21 protein-coding genes are annotated in these 21,511 nt (G+C 64.5%); 19 read left to right on the top strand and 2 right to left on the bottom strand.

Going from position 1 to position 21,511, the window contains the following annotated elements; all coding sequences use genetic code 11:
* Nucleotides 1-160: 160 nt before the first annotated feature.
* Nucleotides 161-409 (bottom strand): DUF3297 family protein, encoded by a 249-nt coding sequence (locus tag AB3347_RS07380; protein WP_159699730.1) that lies wholly within the window; start codon nucleotides 407-409, stop codon nucleotides 161-163.
* 160 nt (nucleotides 410-569) lie between these two features.
* On the opposite strand from AB3347_RS07380, the gene AB3347_RS07375 reads away from it, so the two are divergent.
* From AB3347_RS07375 to AB3347_RS07355, 5 genes are all read left to right on the top strand, one after another.
* Nucleotides 570-1,730 (top strand): ATP-binding protein, encoded by a 1,161-nt coding sequence (locus tag AB3347_RS07375; protein ID WP_369091141.1) that lies wholly within the window; start codon nucleotides 570-572, stop codon nucleotides 1,728-1,730.
* A gap of 12 nt (nucleotides 1,731-1,742) precedes the next feature.
* Nucleotides 1,743-2,423, top strand: a complete 681-nt coding sequence (locus tag AB3347_RS07370) for a response regulator transcription factor (RefSeq protein WP_369091140.1) — start codon at nucleotides 1,743-1,745, stop codon at nucleotides 2,421-2,423.
* 104 nt (nucleotides 2,424-2,527) lie between these two features.
* Nucleotides 2,528-3,238 carry a transposase gene (locus AB3347_RS07365; protein ID WP_369091139.1) on the top strand — a complete coding sequence of 237 codons (711 nt, stop codon included), beginning with the start codon at nucleotides 2,528-2,530 and terminating at the stop codon, nucleotides 3,236-3,238.
* 322 nt (nucleotides 3,239-3,560) lie between these two features.
* Nucleotides 3,561-8,288: a glutamate synthase-related protein gene (locus tag AB3347_RS07360; RefSeq protein ID WP_369091138.1), complete on the top strand. Its 4,728-nt coding sequence runs from the start codon at nucleotides 3,561-3,563 to the stop codon at nucleotides 8,286-8,288.
* A gap of 35 nt (nucleotides 8,289-8,323) precedes the next feature.
* Nucleotides 8,324-9,787, top strand: coding sequence for a glutamate synthase subunit beta (locus AB3347_RS07355; RefSeq protein ID WP_369091137.1), 1,464 nt, complete (start codon nucleotides 8,324-8,326; stop codon nucleotides 9,785-9,787).
* 156 nt (nucleotides 9,788-9,943) lie between these two features.
* Here the strand turns inward: AB3347_RS07355 and AB3347_RS07350 are convergent, their stop codons facing one another.
* Nucleotides 9,944-10,201, bottom strand: coding sequence for a hypothetical protein (locus AB3347_RS07350; RefSeq protein ID WP_369091136.1), 258 nt, complete (start codon nucleotides 10,199-10,201; stop codon nucleotides 9,944-9,946).
* 34 nt (nucleotides 10,202-10,235) lie between these two features.
* On the opposite strand from AB3347_RS07350, the gene AB3347_RS07345 reads away from it, so the two are divergent.
* From AB3347_RS07345 to hisC, 14 genes are all read left to right on the top strand, one after another.
* Nucleotides 10,236-11,039 carry an ABC transporter ATP-binding protein gene (locus AB3347_RS07345; protein ID WP_369091135.1) on the top strand — a complete coding sequence of 268 codons (804 nt, stop codon included), beginning with the start codon at nucleotides 10,236-10,238 and terminating at the stop codon, nucleotides 11,037-11,039.
* Nucleotides 11,039-11,821 (top strand): lipid asymmetry maintenance ABC transporter permease subunit MlaE, encoded by a 783-nt coding sequence (gene mlaE / locus AB3347_RS07340; RefSeq protein ID WP_369091503.1) that lies wholly within the window; start codon nucleotides 11,039-11,041, stop codon nucleotides 11,819-11,821. The genes AB3347_RS07345 and mlaE overlap by 1 nt, the downstream gene beginning before the upstream one ends.
* 31 nt (nucleotides 11,822-11,852) lie before the next feature.
* Nucleotides 11,853-12,326 (top strand): outer membrane lipid asymmetry maintenance protein MlaD, encoded by a 474-nt coding sequence (gene mlaD, locus AB3347_RS07335; protein WP_369091134.1) that lies wholly within the window; start codon nucleotides 11,853-11,855, stop codon nucleotides 12,324-12,326.
* Nucleotides 12,323-13,147, top strand: coding sequence for a VacJ family lipoprotein (locus tag AB3347_RS07330; protein ID WP_369091133.1), 825 nt, complete (start codon nucleotides 12,323-12,325; stop codon nucleotides 13,145-13,147). The genes mlaD and AB3347_RS07330 overlap by 4 nt, the downstream gene beginning before the upstream one ends.
* 111 nt (nucleotides 13,148-13,258) lie before the next feature.
* Nucleotides 13,259-13,891, top strand: a complete 633-nt coding sequence (locus AB3347_RS07325; RefSeq protein ID WP_369091132.1) for a phospholipid-binding protein MlaC — start codon at nucleotides 13,259-13,261, stop codon at nucleotides 13,889-13,891.
* The gene (locus tag AB3347_RS07320; protein WP_369091131.1) at nucleotides 13,891-14,166 is read left to right on the top strand and encodes a lipid asymmetry maintenance protein MlaB; all 276 of its coding nucleotides are present in this window, start codon (nucleotides 13,891-13,893) and stop codon (nucleotides 14,164-14,166) included. Before AB3347_RS07325 ends, AB3347_RS07320 begins: the two co-directional genes overlap by 1 nt.
* Before the next feature lie 167 nt (nucleotides 14,167-14,333).
* Complete coding sequence (locus tag AB3347_RS07315) at nucleotides 14,334-15,269, top strand: ABC transporter ATP-binding protein (RefSeq protein ID WP_369091130.1); 936 nt, start codon at nucleotides 14,334-14,336, stop codon at nucleotides 15,267-15,269.
* Nucleotides 15,266-16,033, top strand: a complete 768-nt coding sequence (locus tag AB3347_RS07310; protein WP_369091129.1) for an ABC transporter permease — start codon at nucleotides 15,266-15,268, stop codon at nucleotides 16,031-16,033. The genes AB3347_RS07315 and AB3347_RS07310 overlap by 4 nt, the downstream gene beginning before the upstream one ends.
* Nucleotides 16,034-16,076: 43 nt before the next feature.
* Nucleotides 16,077-16,313, top strand: coding sequence for a BolA family protein (locus tag AB3347_RS07305; RefSeq protein WP_369091128.1), 237 nt, complete (start codon nucleotides 16,077-16,079; stop codon nucleotides 16,311-16,313).
* Between the two features lie 2 nt (nucleotides 16,314-16,315).
* Complete coding sequence (murA, locus tag AB3347_RS07300; protein ID WP_369091127.1) at nucleotides 16,316-17,572, top strand: UDP-N-acetylglucosamine 1-carboxyvinyltransferase; 1,257 nt, start codon at nucleotides 16,316-16,318, stop codon at nucleotides 17,570-17,572.
* A 5-nt stretch (nucleotides 17,573-17,577) separates the two neighbouring features.
* Entirely contained in the window at nucleotides 17,578-18,243 is a 666-nt protein-coding gene (gene hisG, locus AB3347_RS07295) for an ATP phosphoribosyltransferase (RefSeq protein ID WP_369091126.1), read from the top strand.
* A 7-nt stretch (nucleotides 18,244-18,250) separates the two neighbouring features.
* Nucleotides 18,251-19,570, top strand: a complete 1,320-nt coding sequence (gene hisD, locus AB3347_RS07290) for a histidinol dehydrogenase (RefSeq protein WP_369091125.1) — start codon at nucleotides 18,251-18,253, stop codon at nucleotides 19,568-19,570.
* A complete protein-coding gene (locus tag AB3347_RS07285) occupies nucleotides 19,567-20,391 on the top strand; it encodes a site-specific DNA-methyltransferase (protein WP_369091124.1) in 825 nt (274 codons plus the stop codon). The genes hisD and AB3347_RS07285 overlap by 4 nt, the downstream gene beginning before the upstream one ends.
* Nucleotides 20,388-21,488, top strand: a complete 1,101-nt coding sequence (hisC, locus tag AB3347_RS07280; protein ID WP_369091123.1) for a histidinol-phosphate transaminase — start codon at nucleotides 20,388-20,390, stop codon at nucleotides 21,486-21,488. Before AB3347_RS07285 ends, hisC begins: the two co-directional genes overlap by 4 nt.
* Nucleotides 21,489-21,511 lie beyond the last annotated feature (23 nt).

The raw sequence follows: 21,511 nt of genomic DNA, 5'->3' as shown, positions 1-21,511 counted from the left end.
ACACGATGATATAGCGCGTATCGTCCATTTCAACGCTGGTTGAGCGCGTGGGCGGCATTCACAATGCGGGCAAATCGCATTCACGGGTATAGCCGCCCACCCTACGAAAAAAGGCGGCTGGTGCAAACCAGCCGCCTTTTCAATTTTCGGCAACAAGAACTTATTTGTAAAACGCCTCGACCTTGCCTTTCAGCTTGATCAGCATCGGCTTGCCCTTGCGGTCGAGCGTGCGGCCGGCGGCGACCTTGATCCAGCCTTCGCTGATGCAATACTCTTCCACGTCGTGGCGATCCTTGTCGTTGAAGCGGATGCCGATCTCGCGCTGGAAAACGTCGCGGTTATGAAAAGGGCTGCTCGGGTCGATCGAGAGCCGGTCCGGGAGTGGGGGGAGGGTAGCAGTATCGTTCATAGACGCGAATTATCCACCAACTGCGGGCCGCGTGGCGCATTTTTCGGCGGATCGGGCGCGCTGCGCGGCAGTGCTTCCGGGCTCGTCTGTACAAAGGGCCAGGAGCAACGATATACTGGAAGACAAGCATCATTGTCCCATTGTCAATAGAAAGTGCCCGATGACCCGTAGCAAGGCTGCTGACCCTCCTGCTCCGGCCAGTCCGGAACGCCCTGGCGCCGGCGCTGCCGGTATCGAGGCCCAATTCCGCACCATCGCTGAACTCGCCGGCGACATCGCTTTCAGCATCGACCTGCCCGCACGCAGCTTGCGCTACCTGAGCCCGGCATTCTCGGCTCTGCTGGGACATGAGGCGGACGCCTTGCAGGCCGCCATCGCCGGCAGCGGCGCCCACGAGGCGCTCGGCGCGCTCGGCATGCACCTCGCCGCGAGCGGCGACGCCGCGCCCGGGGAGCGCCGCGTGCAGGAAGTCGACGTGCGCAACACGGACGGCCATCCGATCGGCCTGCAGGCGATCACGACGGTGCTGCGCAACGCGGACGGCAGCAGTTCGCTGGTGGGACTGCTGCGCGACCTGTCGGCCCAGCGTGCCCACCTGGCCGACCAGCGCCGCTTCGCCAGCATGCTGAACCACGAATTCCGCACGCCGCTGGCGACCATCGACGGCGCGATCCAGCGGCTGGAAGCGACCTCGCAGGGCGCCGACGAAGCGGTGCGCCAGCGCTACCGCAAGATCGCGGTGGCGGCCGACCGCCTGATCGCCATGCTGGATGAATATTTATCGCCCGATCGCCTGGCCGCGATCGGCAAGGTGCGCCAGCCGAACACGATTGCCGCGCGCGAGCTGCTCGACGCTGGCATGACGCAGGTGCGCGCGGCCGGGCGCGAAGCCTTGCTCGAGGCCGAGGATCTGACGCTGGGGCTGCGCGGCGAGCCCGAGGGACTGCGGCTGGCGCTGAAGGTCCTGGTCGACAACGCCCTGCTGTTTTCCCCAAGCGGCAGCAAGGTGACGCTGGGCGCGCGCCGCAGCGGCAGCGGGGTCGAGTTCGCGGTGCGCGACGAAGGCGCCGGCGTGCCGCCCGCCGACGCCGCGCACATCTTCGACAAAGGCTACCGCGGCAGCAATGCCGCCGGCCTGCCGGGCAGCGGCCTGGGCCTGTACCTGGCGCGCTCGATTGTCGACGTTCACGGCGGCATGCTGCGCCTGGGAGCGGGAGAGGGCGGCGCCGAATTCCGGCTCTGGTTACCCGCCCTGGATATTAGCGGGCAACAACAACTTGCCTCATCCTCTCCCAACAGTGATAATCGGACCGATCATTAACATGGCCAATCCATGACGCAGATACTGATTGTTGAAGACAATGGCGAATACGCAGACGACATGGCCGAGTTCCTCAGGGAGCTCGACCACGATGTCACGATCGCCAAGACCGCAAGCGAGATGTGGGCGGCGCTGACGCGCACGCCGGCAGCGGTCGTGGTTCTCGACCTCGGCCTGCCGGACGAGGACGGTTTCAACGTCATCCCGCGGATGCGCCAGCTGTATCCCGAGATCGGCCTGCTGGTGCTGACCGGCCGGGTGGCGTTCGACCACCGCATCCTCGGGCTGCGCCTGGGCGCCGACCACTACCTGACCAAGCCGATCAAGTTCCCGGAACTGGCGGCCCACATCGAAGCGCTGGACCGCCGCGTGCGTCCGTCCGACCCTGCCCCGGCGCCGAGCAAGTGGACGCTGCGCGTGAGCGCGCGCCAGCTCGAACTGGGCGGCAAGGTGATCGACCTGACCGAAAAAGAGTGCAACTTCCTGCACCTCCTGACCATCAACACGCGGCCGGTGCCGCGCCAGGTGATCGTCGCCGGCATGGGCGGCGAAGATCCCGACGCCAGCCGCCGGGTCGACATGCTGGTCTACCGCCTGCGCAAGAAGGCGCGTTCCGGCCTCGGCCAGGACCTGCCGCTGCGCAGCGCCTACGGCGAAGGCTACAGCCTGTCGGCCGGCTTCACGCTGGCCTGAGCTAACTAGGGACAGAGTCGGCCTGTTTTTCGAACGGCGCCGGATTAATCGGGGACAGAGTCGAATTTCTCGGCTAAAATGCCTGCTCGACTTGTGAGCACGCCATGGCACGCCTTCCCCGACTCATCATCCCGCACCAGCCGCAGCACGTCATCCAGCGCGGCAACAACCGCCAGCCGATCTTCCACGACGAGGAAGACTACCGGCGCTTCCTCGGCTGGCTCAAGGAGGCGGCGCGCTTCTACCAGGTGGCGATCCACGCCTATGTGCTGATGCCCAACCACCTGCACCTGCTGGCCACCCCGTCCGACGATACCGGGCTGGCGCTGATGATGCAGAAGGTCGGCCGCTACTACGTTCCCTGGTTCAACAACAAGTACGCGCGCAGCGGCGGCCTGTTCGAAGGGCGTTTCCGCACCTCGCTGGTCGATACCGAGCATTACCTGCTGGCCTGCAGCCGCTACATCGAACTCAATCCCGTGCGCGCCGGCCTGGCGGCGGGGCCGCTGGACTACCCCTGGTCGAGCTATGCCCACCACGCGGGCGTGCGTGCGGACGGCCTGGTCACCGATCATCTGCTGTACTGGGGGCTGGGCAATACTCCCTTCCAGCGCGAAGCGGCGTATACCGAGCTGGTCATGCAGGGGATCGCGCAGGACGAGGTCGAGTTCGTCACCAGCGCGGTGCTCAAGAACCAGCCGCTGGGCTCGCATGCGTTCAAGGCCGAACTCGAGCGCAAGACCAAGCGCCAGATCCTGCCGGCCAAGCGCGGACGACCGTTCCGCGAACCGATCCCGCCGCCTCCGCAGGCATAAGCAATCACCAATCACTCAAGGGCATGATTATTCATGCCCTTTTTTTATTCCTGGCCTGCAAAGACGCGATCCAACTCCCGCCGGACACATCCTGGCGCCTCATGCCAAGAACGCAGGGTCAGATTTTTCTCTATAAAAATCAATAATTTATTCCAAGGATGGCGAATAAAGTCCGCCCTCCTGGCACCCTGTCCCTAATTAACGATTGCTCCAAGAAATTATCAAACAATTCGACTCTGACCCCAATTGTTCTGGTTGCGGCTTCTGCTGCGTTGCACTATTCTCGATTTTCGACCCTCGATAAAGCTGTGGAGATTGCCTCATGATTGCCCAAGGTTTGTACGATCCCGCCAATGAACACGATGCCTGTGGTGTCGGCTTCATCGCCCATATCAAGGGCAACAAGAGCCACTCGATCATCGAGCAGGGCTTGCAGATCCTGAAGAACCTCGACCACCGCGGCGCGGTGGGCGCCGATCCGCTGATGGGCGATGGCGCCGGCATCCTGATCCAGATTCCGGACCAGTACTTCCGCGACGAGATGGCCAAGCAGGGCGTGGAACTGCCGCCGCCCGGCGAATACGGCGTTGGCATGGTGTTCCTGCCGAAGGAGCACGCTTCGCGCATCGCCTGCGAACAGGAGATCGAACGCGCCGTGCGCATCGAAGGCCAGGTGGTGCTGGGCTGGCGCAACGTGCCGGTCGACGAGACCATGCCGATGTCGCCCTTCGTCAAGGCGAAAGAACCGGTGATCCGCCAGATCTTCATCGGCCGCGGCCCGGACATCATGGTCACCGACGCGCTCGAGCGCAAACTCTACGTCATCCGCAAGTCGTCCGGCCACGCGATCCAGGCGCTGAAACTCCTGCACGGCAAGGAGTTCTTCGTGCCCTCGATGTCGGCCCGCACCATCGTCTATAAAGGCCTGCTGCTGGCCGACCAGGTGGGCGTCTACTACCGCGACCTGCAGGACCCGCGCTGCATTTCGGCGCTGGCGCTGGTGCACCAGCGCTTCTCCACCAACACCTTCCCGGAATGGCCGCTGGCCCACCCTTACCGCCTGATCGCGCACAACGGCGAGATCAACACCGTCAAGGGCAACTTCAACTGGACCCGCGCCCGCGAAGGCATGTTGAAATCCGCCGTGCTGGGCGAAGACCTGGGTAAACTCTTCCCGCTGATTTACGAAGGCCAGTCCGACACCGCCTGCTTCGACAATGCGCTCGAACTGCTGGTGATGGCCGGCTACCCGGTGGCCCAGGCGATGATGATGATGATCCCGGAAGCCTGGGAAAACCACACGGCGATGGACGATAACCGCCGCGCCTTCTACGAATACCACGCCGCGATGATGGAACCGTGGGACGGCCCCGCCGCCATGGCCTTCACCGACGGCCGCCACATCGGCGGCACCCTGGACCGCAACGGCCTGCGTCCGGCGCGCTACGTGATCACCGAGGACGACCTGGTCGTGATGGCCTCGGAATCCGGCGTGCTGCCGATCCCGGAATCGCGCATCGTCAAGAAATGGCGCCTGCAGCCGGGCAAGATGTTCCTGATCGACCTGGAAGCCGGCCGCATCATCGACGACAAGGAGCTGAAAGACACCTACTCGAATGCCAAGCCCTATAAAGCCTGGATCAAGTCGGTGCGCATCAAGCTCAACGAAATCAAGCTGTCGGAATCCCAGTTGGCGCCGAACCGCGCGAAAGACGGGACGGCGCAGGGCGAAAAAGCCGCGGTCCCGCTGCTGGACCGCCAGCAGGCCTTCGGCTACACCCAGGAAGACCTGAAGTTCCTGATGGCGCCGATGGCGGTGCTGGGCGAGGAAGCCACCGGCTCGATGGGCAACGACTCGCCGCTGGCGGTGATTTCGAACAAGCTCAAACCTTTGTATAACTACTTTAAACAATTGTTTGCGCAGGTGACCAATCCGCCGATCGACCCGATCCGCGAAAGCATGGTCATGTCGCTGGTGTCCTTCATCGGCCCGAAGCCGAACCTGCTGGACACCAACAACGTCAACCCGCCGATGCGCCTGGAAGTGTCGCAGCCGATCCTCGGCTTCGACGACATGGCGCGCCTGCGCGCCATCAGCCTGCACACCGGCGGCAAGTTCAAGTCGTATGAGCTGAACATCTGCTATCCGGTCGCCTGGGGCAAGGAAGGCATCGAAGCCTGCCTGGCCTCGCTGTGCGCCGAGGCGGTGGACGCGGTCAAGTCGGGCCACAACATCCTGATCGTCTCGGACCGCAACCTCTCCAGCGAGCAGGTGGCGATTCCCGCGCTGCTGGCGACCTCCACCATCCACCAGCACCTGGTGGGACGCGGCCTGCGCGCCTCCACTGGCCTGGTGGTGGAAACCGGCTCGGCCCGCGAGACCCACCACTTCGCCCTGCTGGCCGGCTATGGCGCCGAAGCCGTGCACCCCTACCTGGCCCTGGAAACCCTCAGCGACCTGGCTCACAACCTGCCGCACGAGATGGACGCCGACAAGGCGATCTACAACTACACCAAGGCGGTCGGCAAGGGCCTGATGAAGGTGATGTCGAAGATGGGCATCTCCACCTACATGTCCTACTGCGGCGCGCAGATCTTCGAGGCCGTGGGCCTGAACAAGTCGCTGGTCGACAAGTACTTCCGCGGCACGTCCTCGACCGTGGAAGGCATCGGCCTGTTCGAAGTGGCGGAAGAAGCGCTGCGCCTGCACGCGCTGGCCTTCGGCAACGACCCGCTGCTGGCCAATGCGCTCGACACCGGCGGCGAATACGCCTTCCGCGTGCGCGGCGAAGACCATTTGTGGACCCCGGACGCGATCGCCAAGCTGCAGCACTCGACCCGCGCCAACAATTTCAGCACGTATAAGGAATACGCGCAGATCATCAACGACCAGAGCCGCCGCCACCTGACCCTGCGCGGCCTGTTCGAGTTCAAGATCGATCCGTCGAAAGCCATCCCGCTGGAAGAAGTCGAGCCGGCCAAGGACATCGTCAAGCGCTTTGCCACCGGCGCGATGTCGCTCGGTTCGATCAGCACCGAAGCGCACGCCACGCTGGCCATCGCGATGAACCGCATCGGCGGCAAGTCGAATACCGGCGAAGGCGGCGAAGATCCGCGCCGCTACATGGGCGAGTTCAAGGGCATCAAGATCGCCAAGGGCGAGACCCTGGCCTCGATCCTGGGCGCCGACCGCGTGGTCGCCGACATCCCGCTGGAAGAGGGCGACTCGCTGCGTTCCAAGATCAAGCAGGTGGCGTCGGGCCGTTTCGGCGTCTCCGCCGAATACCTGGCATCGGCCGACCAGATCCAGATCAAGATGGCGCAAGGCGCCAAGCCGGGCGAAGGCGGCCAGCTGCCGGGCCACAAGGTATCCGAATACATCGCGTCCCTGCGTGTATCGGTGCCGGGCGTGGGCCTGATCTCGCCGCCGCCGCACCACGATATCTACTCGATCGAAGACCTGGCGCAGCTGATCCACGACCTGAAGAACGCCAATCCGCATGCCTCGATCTCGGTCAAGCTGGTGTCGGAAGTCGGCATCGGCACCGTGGCCGCGGGCGTCTCGAAGGCCAAGGCCGACCACGTGGTGGTCGCCGGCCACGACGGCGGCACCGGCGCCTCGCCGCTGTCCTCGGTGAAGCACGCCGGCACCCCGTGGGAGCTGGGCCTGGCCGAGACCCAGCAGACCTTGGTGCTCAACGGCCTGCGCAGCCGCATTCGCGTGCAGGCCGACGGCCAGATGCGCACCGGCCGCGACGTGGTCGTCGCCGCGATGCTGGGCGCCGACGAAATCGGTTTTGCGACCGCGCCGCTGGTGGTCGAAGGCTGCATCATGATGCGCAAGTGCCACCTGAATACCTGCCCGGTGGGCGTGGCCACGCAAGACCCGGTCCTGCGCGCCAAGTTCCAGGGTAAGCCGGAGCACGTGGTGAACTACTTCTTCTTCGTCGCCGAAGAAGCGCGCCAGATCATGGCGCAGCTGGGCATCCGCAGCTACGACGAACTGATCGGCCGCACCGACCTGCTCGACAAGGCCAGGGCCGTCCAGCACTGGAAGGCGCAGGGCCTGGACTTCTCGAACATCTTCTACCAGCCGAAGCTTGAATCGCCGCGTGCTCGTTTCCACACCGACGCCCAGGACCATGGCCTGGACAAGGCGCTGGACCACAAGCTGATCGCGCAGGCCAAGGCCGCGCTGGAGAAGGGCGAGCGGGTGTCCTTCATCTCGCCGGTGAAGAACCTGAACCGCACCGTGGGCACCATGCTGTCGGGCGAAGTGGCCAAGCGCTACGGCCACGCCGGCCTGCCGGACGACACCATCCACATCCAGCTGCAGGGCACCGCCGGCCAGTCGGCGGCGGCCTTCCTGGCGGCCGGCATCACCATCGACCTGGTGGGCGAGGGCAACGACTACGTGGGCAAGGGTTTGTCGGGCGGCCGCATCATCGTGCGTCCGAATACCGAGTTCCGCGGCTGGGCGGTGGACAACATCATCGTCGGCAACACCGTGCTGTACGGTGCGATTTCCGGCGAGGCCTTCTTCAACGGCGTGGCCGGCGAGCGCTTCGCCGTGCGTAACTCGGGCGCGGTCGCGGTGGTCGAGGGCTGCGGCGACCACGGTTGCGAATACATGACCGGCGGGACGGTGGTGGTGCTGGGCGAGACCGGCCGCAACTTCGCGGCGGGCATGTCGGGCGGCGTCGCCTACGTGTACGACCCGAAGGGCGAGTTCGAAGGCAAGTGCAACACCACGATGGTGAACCTGGAGCCGGTGCTCACCACCAAGCAGCAAGGTCAGGATGGCCAGGCCGGCTGGCATAGCCAGACCCGTGGCGGCGAGCGCGAGTCGGACGAAGTCATCCTGCGCCGCCTGATCGAGCGCCACTTCAAGCACACCGGTTCCACCCGCGCGCGCAACCTGCTGGACGACTGGGCCAACAGCCGCGGCAAGTTCGTGAAGGTCTTCCCGACCGACTACAAGCGCGCCCTCGAGGAAATGCACAACTCGAGCATGGAAGAAGCGAACGACAAGATCGAGCTCGCAGCTTAACGCGCAACGCTATTAATCGGAATAAGGAAAACAACGTGGGCAAGATTACCGGCTTCATGGAATTCGAACGGCAGGAAGAGGGCCACCTCGAGCCGAGCGATCGCGTCAAGAACTACAAGGAATTCGTGCTGACCCTGACCGACGGCCAGGCCAAGGTGCAGGGCGCGCGCTGCATGGATTGCGGCATCCCCTTCTGTAACACGGGCTGTCCGGTCAACAACCAGATCCCCGACTGGAACGACCTGGTCTATCACGGCAATTACCGTGCGGCCGTCGAGAACCTCCATTCGACCAACAACTTCCCCGAGTTTACCGGCCGCATCTGCCCGGCTCCGTGCGAATCGGCCTGCACGCTCGGCATCAACGACGATCCGGTCGGCATCAAGTCGATCGAGCGCAAGATCGCCGACAGCGGCTGGGAGCATGGCTGGATCGTGCCGCAGCCGGCTGCCGTCAAGACGGGCAAGAAGGTCGCGGTGATCGGTTCCGGCCCGGCCGGCCTGGCTGCCGCCCAGCAGCTGGTGCGTGTCGGCCACGACGTGACCGTGTTCGAGAAGAGCGACCGCATCGGCGGCCTGCTGCGCTATGGCATCCCCGACTTCAAGATGGAGAAGGACCTGATCGACCGCAGGGTAGAGCAAATGCGCGAGGAGGGAGTGAAGTTCCGCACCAGTGTCCTGGTCGGCAAGGATTTCCCGGCCACGGTCAGCAACATGGCGCGCGACACCATCTTCCCGGAAGACCTGGAGAAGGACTTCGACGCCGTGGTCCTGGCCGGCGGCGCCGAGCAGCCGCGCGACCTGCCGGTCCCGGGCCGCGAACTGAAAGGCGTGCACTTCGCGATGGACTTCCTGCCGCAGCAGAACCGCGTGAATGCCGGCGACAAGCTGAAGGACCAGATCAAGGCTACCGGCAAGCACGTGGTCGTGATCGGCGGCGGGGACACCGGTTCCGACTGCGTCGGCACCTCGAACCGCCACGGCGCGGCGTCCGTCACCCAGTTCGAACTGATGCCGATGCCGCCCGAGCACGAGAACAAGCCGCTGGTCTGGCCCTACTGGCCGACCCGCCTGCGCACTTCGTCCTCGCACGAAGAAGGTTGCCAGCGCGACTGGGCGGTGGCCACCAAGCGCCTGGAAGGCAAGGGCGGCAAGGTCGACAAGCTGGTCGCCTGCCGCGTCGAGTGGAAAGACGGCAAGATGGTCGAAGTGCCGGATTCGGAATTCGAGATGAAGGCCGACCTGGTGTTCCTGGCCATGGGTTTCGTGTCGCCGGTGCAGAACGTGCTGGATGCCTTCGGCGTGCAGAAGGATGCGCGCGGCAATGCCCGTGCGACCACCGAGGGCGAGAAGTCCTACCAGACCTCGAAGCCGAAGGTGTTCGCCGCCGGCGACATGCGCCGCGGCCAGTCGCTGGTGGTGTGGGCGATCCGCGAAGGCCGCCAGTGCGCCCGCGCGGTCGACGAGTTCCTGATGGGCAGTTCAGTGCTGCCGCGTTGAGCAGCGCACAGGTCAGCAAGGGCGGCTTCGGCCGCCCTTTGTTTTTCTACCGCTGGCCCTGCTGTGGACGGCGACCAACAAACAAGCAGGTTTTTGCGCTTACCGACACGTTTATGTGCGTGCCCGCACGACGACCAACCCGGCAATGTCCTTACGCTAAGCCTTATTGCAGTGCATCATGCGACGCAAAATATGTTGCACGCCAAAAGATACATCCACAAATGTATGGTTTATTGCTGTATAGTATTTTTGGTACAATGCGGTCGATGTCGGCTTCGGCAGACATACATATCCTTTGAAAAACAAAACCTTACGATCGAAAATATCTGACCCTTCAGTTAGTTTTTTCGCATCGGCGCGTTGAAGAAACATCCCAAAATGGGCTAGCTCAAGCGAGGCTTGAGCTTTCTGCACTACAATAACCGATTACCCAAAAATCAATCACGCTGTGTCGAACCTAGTCGAAATCCGCGATCTGCACTTTGCGTACGGAGAGCGTTCCATCCTGTCGAACCTCCGCATGGACTTTCCACGCGGCAAGCTCGTGGCCGTCATGGGCGGCTCGGGCTGTGGCAAGACCACGGTCCTGCGCCTGATCGGCGGCCAGATCCGCCCGCAGCGCGGCGAGGTGCGCGTGGGCGGCGAAGTCGTGCACAAGCTCAATACCGAAGGCCTGTACCGCCTGCGCCGCCGCATGGGCATGCTGTTCCAGTTCGGCGCGCTGTTTACCGACCTGTCGGTGTTCGACAACGTCGCCTTCCCGCTGCGCGAACACACCGACCTGCCCGAAGAAGTGATCCGCGACCTGGTCCTGATGAAACTCAACGCCGTGGGCTTGCGCAATGCGCACCGCCTGAAGCCGGCCGAGATTTCGGGCGGCATGGCGCGCCGGGTGGCGGTCGCCCGCGCCGTCGCGCTGGACCCGGAACTGATCATGTACGACGAGCCTTTCGCCGGCCTCGACCCGATCTCGATGGGCGTCACCGCCAACCTGATCCGCAACCTGAACGATGCGCTCGGCTCGACCTCGATCCTGGTCTCGCACGATGTGCACGAATGCTTCGCCATCGCCGACTACGTGTATTTCATGTCCGCAGGCAAGATCGTTGCCGAAGGCACGCCGGCCGAGCTGCGCGTGTCCGAAGATCCGTACGTCAAGCAGTTCGTGAATGCCGCGCCGGACGGCCCGGTGCCCTTCCATTATCCGGGCAAGTCGCTGGCCGACGACCTCGGCCTGGGAGTGCGCAAATGATGATCACGCGCTTCCTGGAGACCATCGGCCGCACCGTGCGCGAAGCGATCGCCAGCGTCGGTTTCGCCACCCGGGCCTTCTTCAACCTGCTCGGCGTCTCGCCCGGCGCCTTCAAGCGTCCGGCCCTGATTTCTGAACAGATCCATTTCATCGGCAATTACTCGCTGGTGATCATCATCGTGTCCGGCCTGTTCGTCGGCATGGTGCTCGGCCTGCAGGGCTATTACACGCTGAACCAGTACGGCGCCGAGCAGGCGCTCGGCCAGGTGGTGGCGCTGGCGCTGGTGCGCGAGCTGGGCCCGGTCGTGACCGCGCTGCTGTTCGCCGGCCGCGCCGGCACCTCGCTCACCGCCCAGATCGGCTTGATGAAAGCCGGCGAGCAGCTGTCCGCGATGGAAATGATGGCAATTAATCCGGTCCAACGCGTACTGGCGCCGCGCTTCTGGGGCGGCGTCATCGCCATGCCGATCCTGGCGGCCATTTTCTCGGCCGTGGGCGTGTTCGGCGGCTACCTGGTCGGCGTCCAGCTGATCGGTGTCGACGAGGGCGCGTTCTGGTCGCAGATGCAGGCTGGCGTGGATGTGCGCGCTGACGTACTGAACGGTGTGCTCAAAAGCCTTATTTTCGGTATCGCGGTCACGTTCACGGCGCTGTTCCAGGGCTACCAGACCAAGCCGACCCCGGAAGACGTGTCGCGCGCGACCACGCGCACCGTCGTCATCGCGTCGCTGATGGTCTGGGGCCTGGACTTCATCATGACCGCACTGATGTTCAACAAGTAATCAGATAAACAAGTTTCACTAGGGTATTCGTATGCACCGCAAAACTATCGACGTCTGGGTTGGCCTGTTTGTCCTGCTGGGCGTGGCCTCGCTGCTGTTCCTGGCCCTGCAAGCTGGCAACATGAGCACGATCTCGTTCAGCAAGACCTACGCCGTGACCGGCAAGTTCGACAACATCGGCGGCCTCAAGCCGCAGGCGCCGGTCAAGAGCGCCGGCGTGGTGGTTGGCCGCGTGGGTGAAATTACCTTCGACGACAAGACCTACCAGGCGCTCGTGCGCCTCGATATGGAGCCAGGTTATAAATTCCCGAAAGACAGTTCGCTGAAGATTCTGACCGCTGGCCTGCTGGGCGAGCAGTACATCGGCATCGAACCGGGTGGCGACACCCAGAACCTGGTCGACGGCGACCGCATCAACCGTACCCAGTCGGCAACGGTGCTCGAAGACCTGATCAACCAATTCATCTATAGTAAGGCCGCAGAAGGAAAGGAAGGTAGTGAATGAAACACGCACCACACCGTACCACCGGCCGTATCCATGGGCTTGCGGCAATCGCCGCCGCCCTGCTGCTGAGCGGCTGCGCCACCACGCAGAATCCGCAGGACCCGCTCGAAGGCTATAACCGCACCGTGTTCCGCTTCAACGACGCGGTCGACCGTACCGTCCTGAAGCCGACCGCCACCGCCTACAAGAACGTTACGCCGAGCTTCATGCAAACCGGCGTCAACAACTTCTTCGGCAACCTGTCCGATGCCTGGAGCGCAGTCAACAACCTGCTGCAGGGCAAGGGCCAGGCCGGCATGGGCGACGTTACCCGCTTCGCTTTCAACTCGACCTTCGGCATCTTCGGTCTGCTCGACATCGCCTCCGAAGCCGGCATCCCGAAGCACAACGAAGATTTCGGCCAGACCCTGGGCGTGTGGGGCGTTCCAAGCGGCCCCTTCTTGATGTTGCCGCTTCTGGGCCCATCTACGGTGCGTGACACCGCTGCGCTGCCGGCCGATATCGGCGCCGACATCTGGAAGTACAAGCGCCCGGACAATTGGCGCAACATCGGCTCGGCGATCCGCGTGGTCGACAAGCGCGCCAGCCTGCTCGACGCCGGCAACCTGCTGGAAGACGCCGCCCTGGACCGCTACGAGTTCATCCGCGACGGCTACATGCAGCGCCGCCAGAGCCAGGTGTACGACGGCAACGTGCCGCGCAAGGACGACGGCGACGATGCCGGTGCGGCGACCAGCAACGCCGAGCCGGCCGCCGACCCGGCCGGCAAGGGGGCGGCTGTGCCACCAGCGCAGCCGCCGGAAAACCCGCCGGCCAAGTAACAAGTCCTTACATACCGGTGTCATCCGTGGGCAGTAAGAAGAGTTAACTGGAGACATGCCTCGCCGGCACATCGCACGGCAGGGTCCCCATCCATAATAGGAAACCGACACATGAAGCCAATCGTTCAACTGATCGCAGCAGCAAGCGCCACCATCGCCTTCGCCACCTCGGCCATCGCCGCCGAAGCCCCGGACGCGCTGGTCAAGCGCATCAGCGCCGACGTCATCGATACCGTCAAGGCCGACAAGGACATCCAGTCCGGCAACCGCAACAAGATCATGGACCTGGTCAATTCCAAGATCCTGCCGCACGTCGATACCGAAAAAATGACCCAGCAGGCGGCCGGCCGCTTCTGGCGCCAGGCCACCCCGGAACAGCAAAAGGCCCTGACCAAGGAATTCACCACCCTGCTGGTCTACACCTACTCGGGCGCGCTGTCGACCATCAAGAACGAAACCGTTGAATTCAAGCCGATGCGCGCCGAAGCCGGCGCCACCGACGTCGAAGTGCGTTCGCAGGTCAACGTCACCCGCGGCGAGCCGATCACCCTCAACTACCGCCTGGCCAACGGCCCGCAGGGCTGGAAGATCTACGACATCAACGTGCTGGGCGCGTGGCTGGTCGAGACCTACAAGAGCACCTTCGCCAGCGAGATCAGCAAGGGCGGCGTCGATGGCCTGATCAAGAAGCTGGCCGAGCGTAACCAGCAGCTGGCTTCCAAGCCGCTGAAGGCGCCGAAGTAATGGCCGAAGCCAATCCGATGCTCTCGCTCGACGCCCTGACCTTCGGTAGCGCCAAAGGCGCCCTCGAGCAGGGCTGTGCCGCGATCGCAGCCGGCGAGACCGTGTTCGACCTGGGCGGCGTCAGCGCCGCCGACTCGTCCGGCGTCGCCGTGCTGCTGGCCTGGCAGCGCCGCGCACGCGCCGCCAACCAGCGCCTCACCTACATCAACGTTCCGCAGAACGTGCAGAAACTGGCCGCGCTGTACGGCGTGGACGGCTTGCTGCCGCAATCCTGACCCGCATGGGGACGGCCTGGCCGTCCCCATCGTTTCTCCTGCTTCGCGCAGCGCCGCACGGCCTCCGCGCAAAAACCTCCGCCGGCCTCTTGTATTTGCGATTTCCCCTATAATGGGTCGTTTCCCCGCACGGTCCCGGCGCGCCCGCGCCAGCCCTCCCAACAAGAATGACAGCGATCCAGATTAACAGCGTCGAGAAAAGCTACAAGGGCTTCAAGGCCCTCAAGGGCGTTTCGATGACCATCGAGGAAGGCGAGTTCTTCGGCCTTCTCGGCCCCAACGGCGCCGGCAAGACGACCCTGATTTCCACCGTGGCCGGCCTGATCCGCCCCGACGTGGGCAGCGTCAAGATCCATGGCCACGATGTGGTGACCGACTTCCGCGAAGCGCGCAAGCGCCTCGGCGTGGTGCCGCAAGAACTGGTGTTCGATCCCTTCTTCACGGTGCGCGAGACGCTGCGCCTGCAGTCGGGCTACTTCGGCATCAAGAACAACGACGCCTGGATCGACGAGATCATGCACAACCTCGATCTCACCAACAAGGCCGACGTCAACATGCGCGCCCTGTCGGGCGGCATGAAGCGCCGCGTGCTGGTCGCCCAGGCGCTGGTGCACAAGCCGCCGGTCATCGTGCTGGACGAGCCCACCGCCGGCGTCGACGTCGAACTGCGCCAGACCCTGTGGAAGTTCATCTCGCGCCTGAACCGCGAAGGCCACACCGTGGTGCTGACCACCCACTACCTCGAAGAAGCGCAGGCCATGTGCCAGCGCGTGGCGATGCTGAAACTCGGCGAAGTGGTGGCGCTCGACACCATGTCGGCGCTGCTGCGCCGCGTGTCCGGCTCGCAGCTGGTGGTGCACCTGAAAAGCGGCGACCTGCCGGATGGCTTGCGCCACCTGGTCTCGCACGACGAGCACAATAACGGCAACCGCTACACCTTGCGCATCAACGACGTCAACGAAGTCGAACCGATCCTGGCCAGCCTGCGCGCGGGCGGCGCCGTGATCGACGAAATGCAGCTGGAACAGGCCGACCTGGAAGACATCTTCCTGCAGGTGGTCGGCAGCAGTGGGCAAGATACGCAGCCGGGAGGTCCGCAATGACGCTGTTCTCCGTGGGGTTCCGCACCCTGTTCTATAAAGAGTCGCTGCGCTTCTGGAAGGTGGCGACCCAGACCATCGCCGCCCCGGTGGTGACGGCCATGCTGTACCTGCTGATCTTCGGCCACGTGCTCGACGGCAAAGTCCAGATGCTGGACGGCGTCAGCTACACCGCCTTCCTGATCCCCGGCCTGGTGATGATGAGCGTGCTGCAGAACGCCTTCGCCAACTCCTCATCCTCGCTGATCCAGTCCAAGATCACCGGCAACCTGGTGTTCATCCTGCTGCCGCCGCTGTCGCATGCCGAGATCCTGTCGGCCTACGTCGGCGCGGCCGTGCTGCGCGGCGTGACGGTGGGCTTCGGCGTGTTCGTCATCACCGCCTGGTTCGCGCACCTGAGTTTCGTGGCGCCGCTGTGGATCCTGGTGTTCGCCTTCCTGGGCGCGGCCATCCTCGGCACCATGGGCGTCATCGCCGGCATCTGGGCCGAGAAGTTCGATCAGCTGGCCGCTTTCCAGAACTTCCTGATCATGCCGGCCACCTTCCTGGCCGGGGTGTTCTATTCCATCCAAAAACTGCCGCCGTTCTGGCTGGCGGTCTCGCATTTCAACCCGTTCTTTTATATGATTGACGGGTTCCGCTATGGATTCTTCGGCAAGTCCGACGTCTCGCCCTGGACCAGCCTGGCCATCGTGTCGGTGTTCTTCGTGGTGCTGGCAGCCATGGCGGTGAATATGCTCAAGCGTGGCTATAAACTGCGCCACTAAGTACGCCTCTACAGCGCCACCACAGAATTCACTGGAGTTACCCGTGTCGACCACCCCTGAACTGATCCACAGCTACATCAGCGCCGGCCTCGAATGCACACACCTAGCGGTGGAAGGCGACGGCCAGCATTTCACCGCCGTCATCGTCTCCCCAAGCTTTGCCGGCAAGCGCCCGATCCAGCGCCACCAGCTGGTGTACGCCGCGCTCGGCGACCGCATGCGCGAAGAAATCCACGCGCTGTCGATGAAAACCCTCACCCCTGAAGAGTACCAAGGCTAACCATGGACAAGCTCCAGATCGTCGGCGGCAAGCGCCTCAACGGTGACATCTCCATTTCGGGCGCCAAGAACGCGGCCTTGCCCATCCTGTGCGCGGGCCTGTTGACCGGCGGCGACCTCGAACTGTCGAACGTGCCGCGCCTGCACGACGTGCGCACCATCCTCAAGCTGCTCGCGCAGACCGGCCTGAAGGTGACCCAGGACGACGAGCGCGTGACCCTCAATGGCGCCAATATCACCTCGCTCGAAGCGCCGTACGAGCTGGTGAAGACCATGCGCGCCTCGATCCTCGTGCTCGGCCCGCTGCTGGCGCGCTTCGGCGAAGCCAAGGTCTCGCTGCCGGGCGGCTGCGCGATCGGCTCGCGCCCCGTGGACCAGCACATCAAGGGCCTGCGCCAGATGGGCGCCGAGATCAGCATCGAAGGCGGCTACATCCACGCCCGCACCAACGGCAAGCTGAAGGGCGCGCGCATCCACACCGACATGATCACCGTGACCGGCACCGAGAACCTCCTGATGGCCGCCACCCTGGCCGAAGGCGAGACCGTGCTGGAAAACGCCGCGCGCGAGCCGGAAGTCACCGACCTGGCCAACCTCTTGGTGGCCATGGGCGCCAGGATCGAGGGCATCGGCACCGACCGCCTGGTGATCCAGGGCGTCGAGTCGCTGCACGGCGCCCAGCACGCCGTGATCTCGGACCGCATCGAAGCGGCCACTTTCCTGTGCGCGGTGGCGGCCACCGGCGGCGACATCATGCTGCGCAACACCCGCACCGACATCTTCGACGTGGCGCTCGACAAGCTGCGCGAGATCGGCGTGGCGCTCGACGTCGGCCTCGATACCATCCGCGCGCGCATGGACGGCCGCCCGCGCCCGGTGTCCTTCCGCACCACCGAATACCCGGGCTTCCCGACCGACATGCAGGCCCAGTTCATGGCAGTGGACATCCTGGCTTCGGGGCCGAGCCGCGTCACCGAGACCATTTTCGAAAACCGCTTCATGCACGTGCAGGAGATGAATCGCCTCGGCGCGCAGATCTCCACCGAGGGCAATACCGCCTTCATCAAGGGCGTCGACCGCCTGGTCGGCGCGCCGGTGATGGCGACCGACCTGCGCGCCTCGGCCTCGCTGGTGATCGCCGGCATGGCGGCCGAAGGCACCACGATCGTGGACCGCATCTACCACCTGGACCGCGGCTACGACCGCATGGAAGTGAAACTCTCGGCCGTCGGCGCCGACATCGTGCGTATCAAGCAATGACATCAATGAGCAAATCCGGAGAGCCGGGCCTGATCCTGGCGCTCTCCAAGGGCCGCATCTTCGAGGACACCCTGCCGCTGCTGGAAGCGGCCGGCATCACCGTCACCGAGAACCCGGAAACATCGCGCAAGCTGATCCTGCCGACCAACGACCCGGGCGTGCGCGTCCTGATCGTGCGCGCCAGCGACGTGCCGACCTACGTCCAGCACGGCGCCGCCGACTTCGGCGTGGCCGGCAAGGACGTGCTGCTCGAGCATGGCGGCGAAGGCCTGTATCAACCGATCGACCTGCGCATCGCCTCCTGCCGCATGTCGGTGGCGGTGAACGCCGGCTTCGACTACGAGAACGCGGTGCGCCAGGGCGCGCGCCTGCGCGTGGCGACCAAGTTCGTCAACACCGCGCGCGAGCACTTCGCCAGCAAGGGCGTGCACGTCGACCTGATCAAGCTGTACGGCTCGATGGAGCTGGCGCCGCTGGTCGGCCTGTCCGACGCCATCGTCGACGTGGTCTCCACCGGCGGCACCCTGCGCGCGAACAACCTGGTCGAAGTCGAAAAGATCATGGACATCTCCTCGCGCCTGGTGGTCAACCAGGCGGCGCTCAAGCTCAAGCGCGAGCGCCTGCAACCCATCCTCGATGCCTTCCAACAGGCATCCCAAGCAAAAGGCTAACAGCATCATGGCAGTACAGATCCGCAAGCTCGACTCCACCGCACCCGACTTCAAGCAGACGCTTTCCGCCCTGCTGGCCTTCGAGGCCGAGACCGACGACGCCATCGAAGCGAGCGTTGCGAAGATCCTGGCGGACGTGAAGCATCGCGGTGACGCTGCCGTGCTCGAGTACACGAACAAGTTCGACCGCATCCCGAACGGCGGCGCATCCTCGATGGCCGCTTTCGACATTGGACAGGCCGAACTGGACGCGGCCCTGGCCGCGCTGCCCGAAGCCCAGCGCGCCGCGCTGCGCACGGCCGCCGAGCGCATCCGCGTGTTCCACGAACGCCAGAAGCAGGAACTGAACGGTTTTACGTTCACGGAACCTGACGGCACCGTGCTGGGCCAGCGCGTGACGCCGCTGGACCGTGTCGGCATCTATGTCCCGGGCGGCAAGGCCGCCTATCCCTCGTCGGTGCTGATGAACGCGATTCCGGCCCAGGTGGCGGGCGTGCAGGAAATCGTCATGGTGGTGCCGACCCCCGACGGCGTGAAGAACCAGATGGTGCTGGCCGCCGCCGCGATCGCCGGCGTCACCCGCGTGATCACCATCGGCGGGGCGCAAGCCGTGGGCGCGCTGGCCTACGGCACCGAAACCATTCCCGCCGTCGACAAGATCGTCGGCCCCGGCAATGCCTATGTGGCGGCCGCCAAGCGCCGCGTGTTCGGCGTGGTCGGCATCGACATGATCGCCGGCCCATCCGAGATCCTGGTGCTGTGCGACGGCACCACCGACCCCGACTGGGTGGCGATGGACCTGTTCTCGCAGGCCGAGCACGACGAGCTGGCCCAGGCCATCCTGCTGTGCCCGGACGCCGACTACATCGCGCGCGTGGAAGCCAGCATCCACAAGCTGCTGCCGACGATGCCGCGCGCTGCGACCATCACCACGTCCTTGAGCGACCGCGGCGCGCTGGTAAAAGTGCGCGACATGGCGGAAGCCTGCGAGATCGCCAACGCCATCGCCGCCGAACACCTCGAGATCTCGGCCGAAGAGCCGCTGCAGTGGGCCGACCGGATCCGCCATGCCGGCGCGATGTTCCTGGGCCGCTTCTCGTCCGAGTCGCTGGGCGACTATTGCTGCGGCCCGAACCACGTGCTGCCGACCTCGCGCACGGCGCGCTTCTCGTCGCCGCTGGGCGTGTACGACTTCCAGAAGCGCTCGTCGCTCATCCAGGTAAGCGAGCAGGGCGCCCAGACGCTCGGCAAGGTGGCGGCCGAACTGGCCTACGGCGAAGGACTGCAGGCGCACGCCCGCAGCGCCGAGTTGCGTCTTCAATCATGAGCAGCTGGGTCGACCAGGTCTTCTGCGAGGATGCGCTGGCCGGCATGGCGCGCATCCCGGACGCTTCCATCGACCTGATCCTGACCGACCCGCCCTACAACCTCGGCAAGGACTACGGCAATGCCTCGGACCAGCAGAGCGTCGAGGAATACCTGGCCTGGACCGAACGCTGGATCGACGCCGCGCTGCCCAAGCTGAAAGCCAACGGCAGCCTGTACATCTTTCTGACCTGGCGTTTCGCGCCCGAGATCTTCGTCATGCTCAAGAAGCGCATGACGATGATGAACGAGATCATCTGGGACCGCCGCGTGCCCTCGATGGGCGGCAGCGTGCGCAGCTTCTCGTCGGTGCACGACACCATCGGCTTCTTCGTGAAGCGCAAGGATTATTATTTCGACCTCGACGCCGTGCGCATTCCCTACGACGCCGAGACGAAAAAGGCGCGCTCGCGCTCGATCTTCATCGGGGCCAAGTGGCTGGAAGTCGGTTACAACCCGAAGGACGTGTGGAGCGTCTCGCGCCTGCACCGCGAGCACCCGGAACGCGCCGACCATCCGACCCAGAAACCTCTCGAGATCATCGAGCGCATGGTGAAGGCTTCCTGCCCGGCGGGCGGCATCGTGCTCGACCCCTTCATGGGCAGCGGCACCACGGCCATCGCCGCGCGCCGCACCGGCCGTCATTTCACCGGCTTCGAACTGAACCCCGCCTACTGCGACATCATCCGCGCGCGCCTGGCGGCGCCCGAGGTGCCGGTCGCGGGCGCCAAGAAACGTAAAAGCGCGGCCAAGAACGCGCCCCTGAACGAGGAAACCGCATGACATCGAGCCTCTCCCCGATTGACAAGCTGATCGACAATACCATCCGCGCGGACGTCCGCAACACCGCCACCTACTTCGTGCCGGACGCGAGCGGCTACATCAAGCTCGACGCGATGGAGAACCCCTACGAGCTGCCGTCGGAACTGCGTGCGGAACTGGGCCAGCGCCTGGCCGACGCCGCGCTGAACCGCTACCCGGTCGCTTCCTACGCCACTCTCAAGCAGAAGATCTGCGCCGGCCTGGGCGTCCCCGCCGGCTACGATGTCCTGCTCGGCAACGGCTCGGACGAGCTGATTTCGATCATGGCGACCGCCATCGCACGCCAGGACAAACGGGCGGTCGTGATGGCCCCGACCCCGGCCTTCGTGATGTTCTCGCGTTCGGCCCAGTTCGCCGGCGCCGATTTCGTCGGCGTGCCGGTCAAGGCCGACTTCTCGCTCGACCTGCCCGCGATGCTGGCGGCAATCGCGCAGCACAAGCCGTCGTTGGTGTTCCTGGCCTATCCGAACAACCCGACCGGCAACCTGTTCGATGCCGGCGACATGGCCACCATCATCCGCGCGCTGGGCGAGACCGGCATCGTGGTGGTGGACGAGGCCTACCAGCCCTTCGCCAAGCAGAGCTTCATGGGCCGCCTGCCGGAATTTCCGAACCTGGTCGTGATGCGCACCCTGTCCAAGCTGGGCCTGGCGGGCATCCGCCTCGGCTACCTGTCGGGCGATCCGAAACTGCTGGAACAGTTCGAGAAGGTGCGCCCGCCCTACAACGTGAACGTGCTGACCCAGGTGGCCGCCGAGTTCGCGCTCGACCACCTCGACGTGCTCGACCGCCAGGCCGAGATGCTGAACGCCGAGCGCACCCGCCTGGCCGCCGAACTGGCGGCGCTGCCGGCAGTCGAAGTGTTTCCATCGGCCGCGAATTTCATCTCGATGCGCGTACCGGACGCCGACAAGGTTTGTGCAGAACTTCGCGCCGAAAAGGTGCTGATTAAAAATTTGAGTAAAATGGACAAGGTATTGGCCAACTGCATCCGCGTCACGGTCAGCACCCCCGAAGAAAACACCGCATTCCTGAATGCCCTGAAAGCGTCTTTATAGTCCCCACGAGCGCAGTTCCTCCA

It is taken from the genome of Massilia sp. X63, from assembly GCF_041023745.1.
Taxonomy (GTDB): domain Bacteria; phylum Pseudomonadota; class Gammaproteobacteria; order Burkholderiales; family Burkholderiaceae_D; genus Telluria.
Note: the sequence above shows the minus strand (reverse complement) of the source record. Positions and strands in the feature narration are given on the sequence as shown.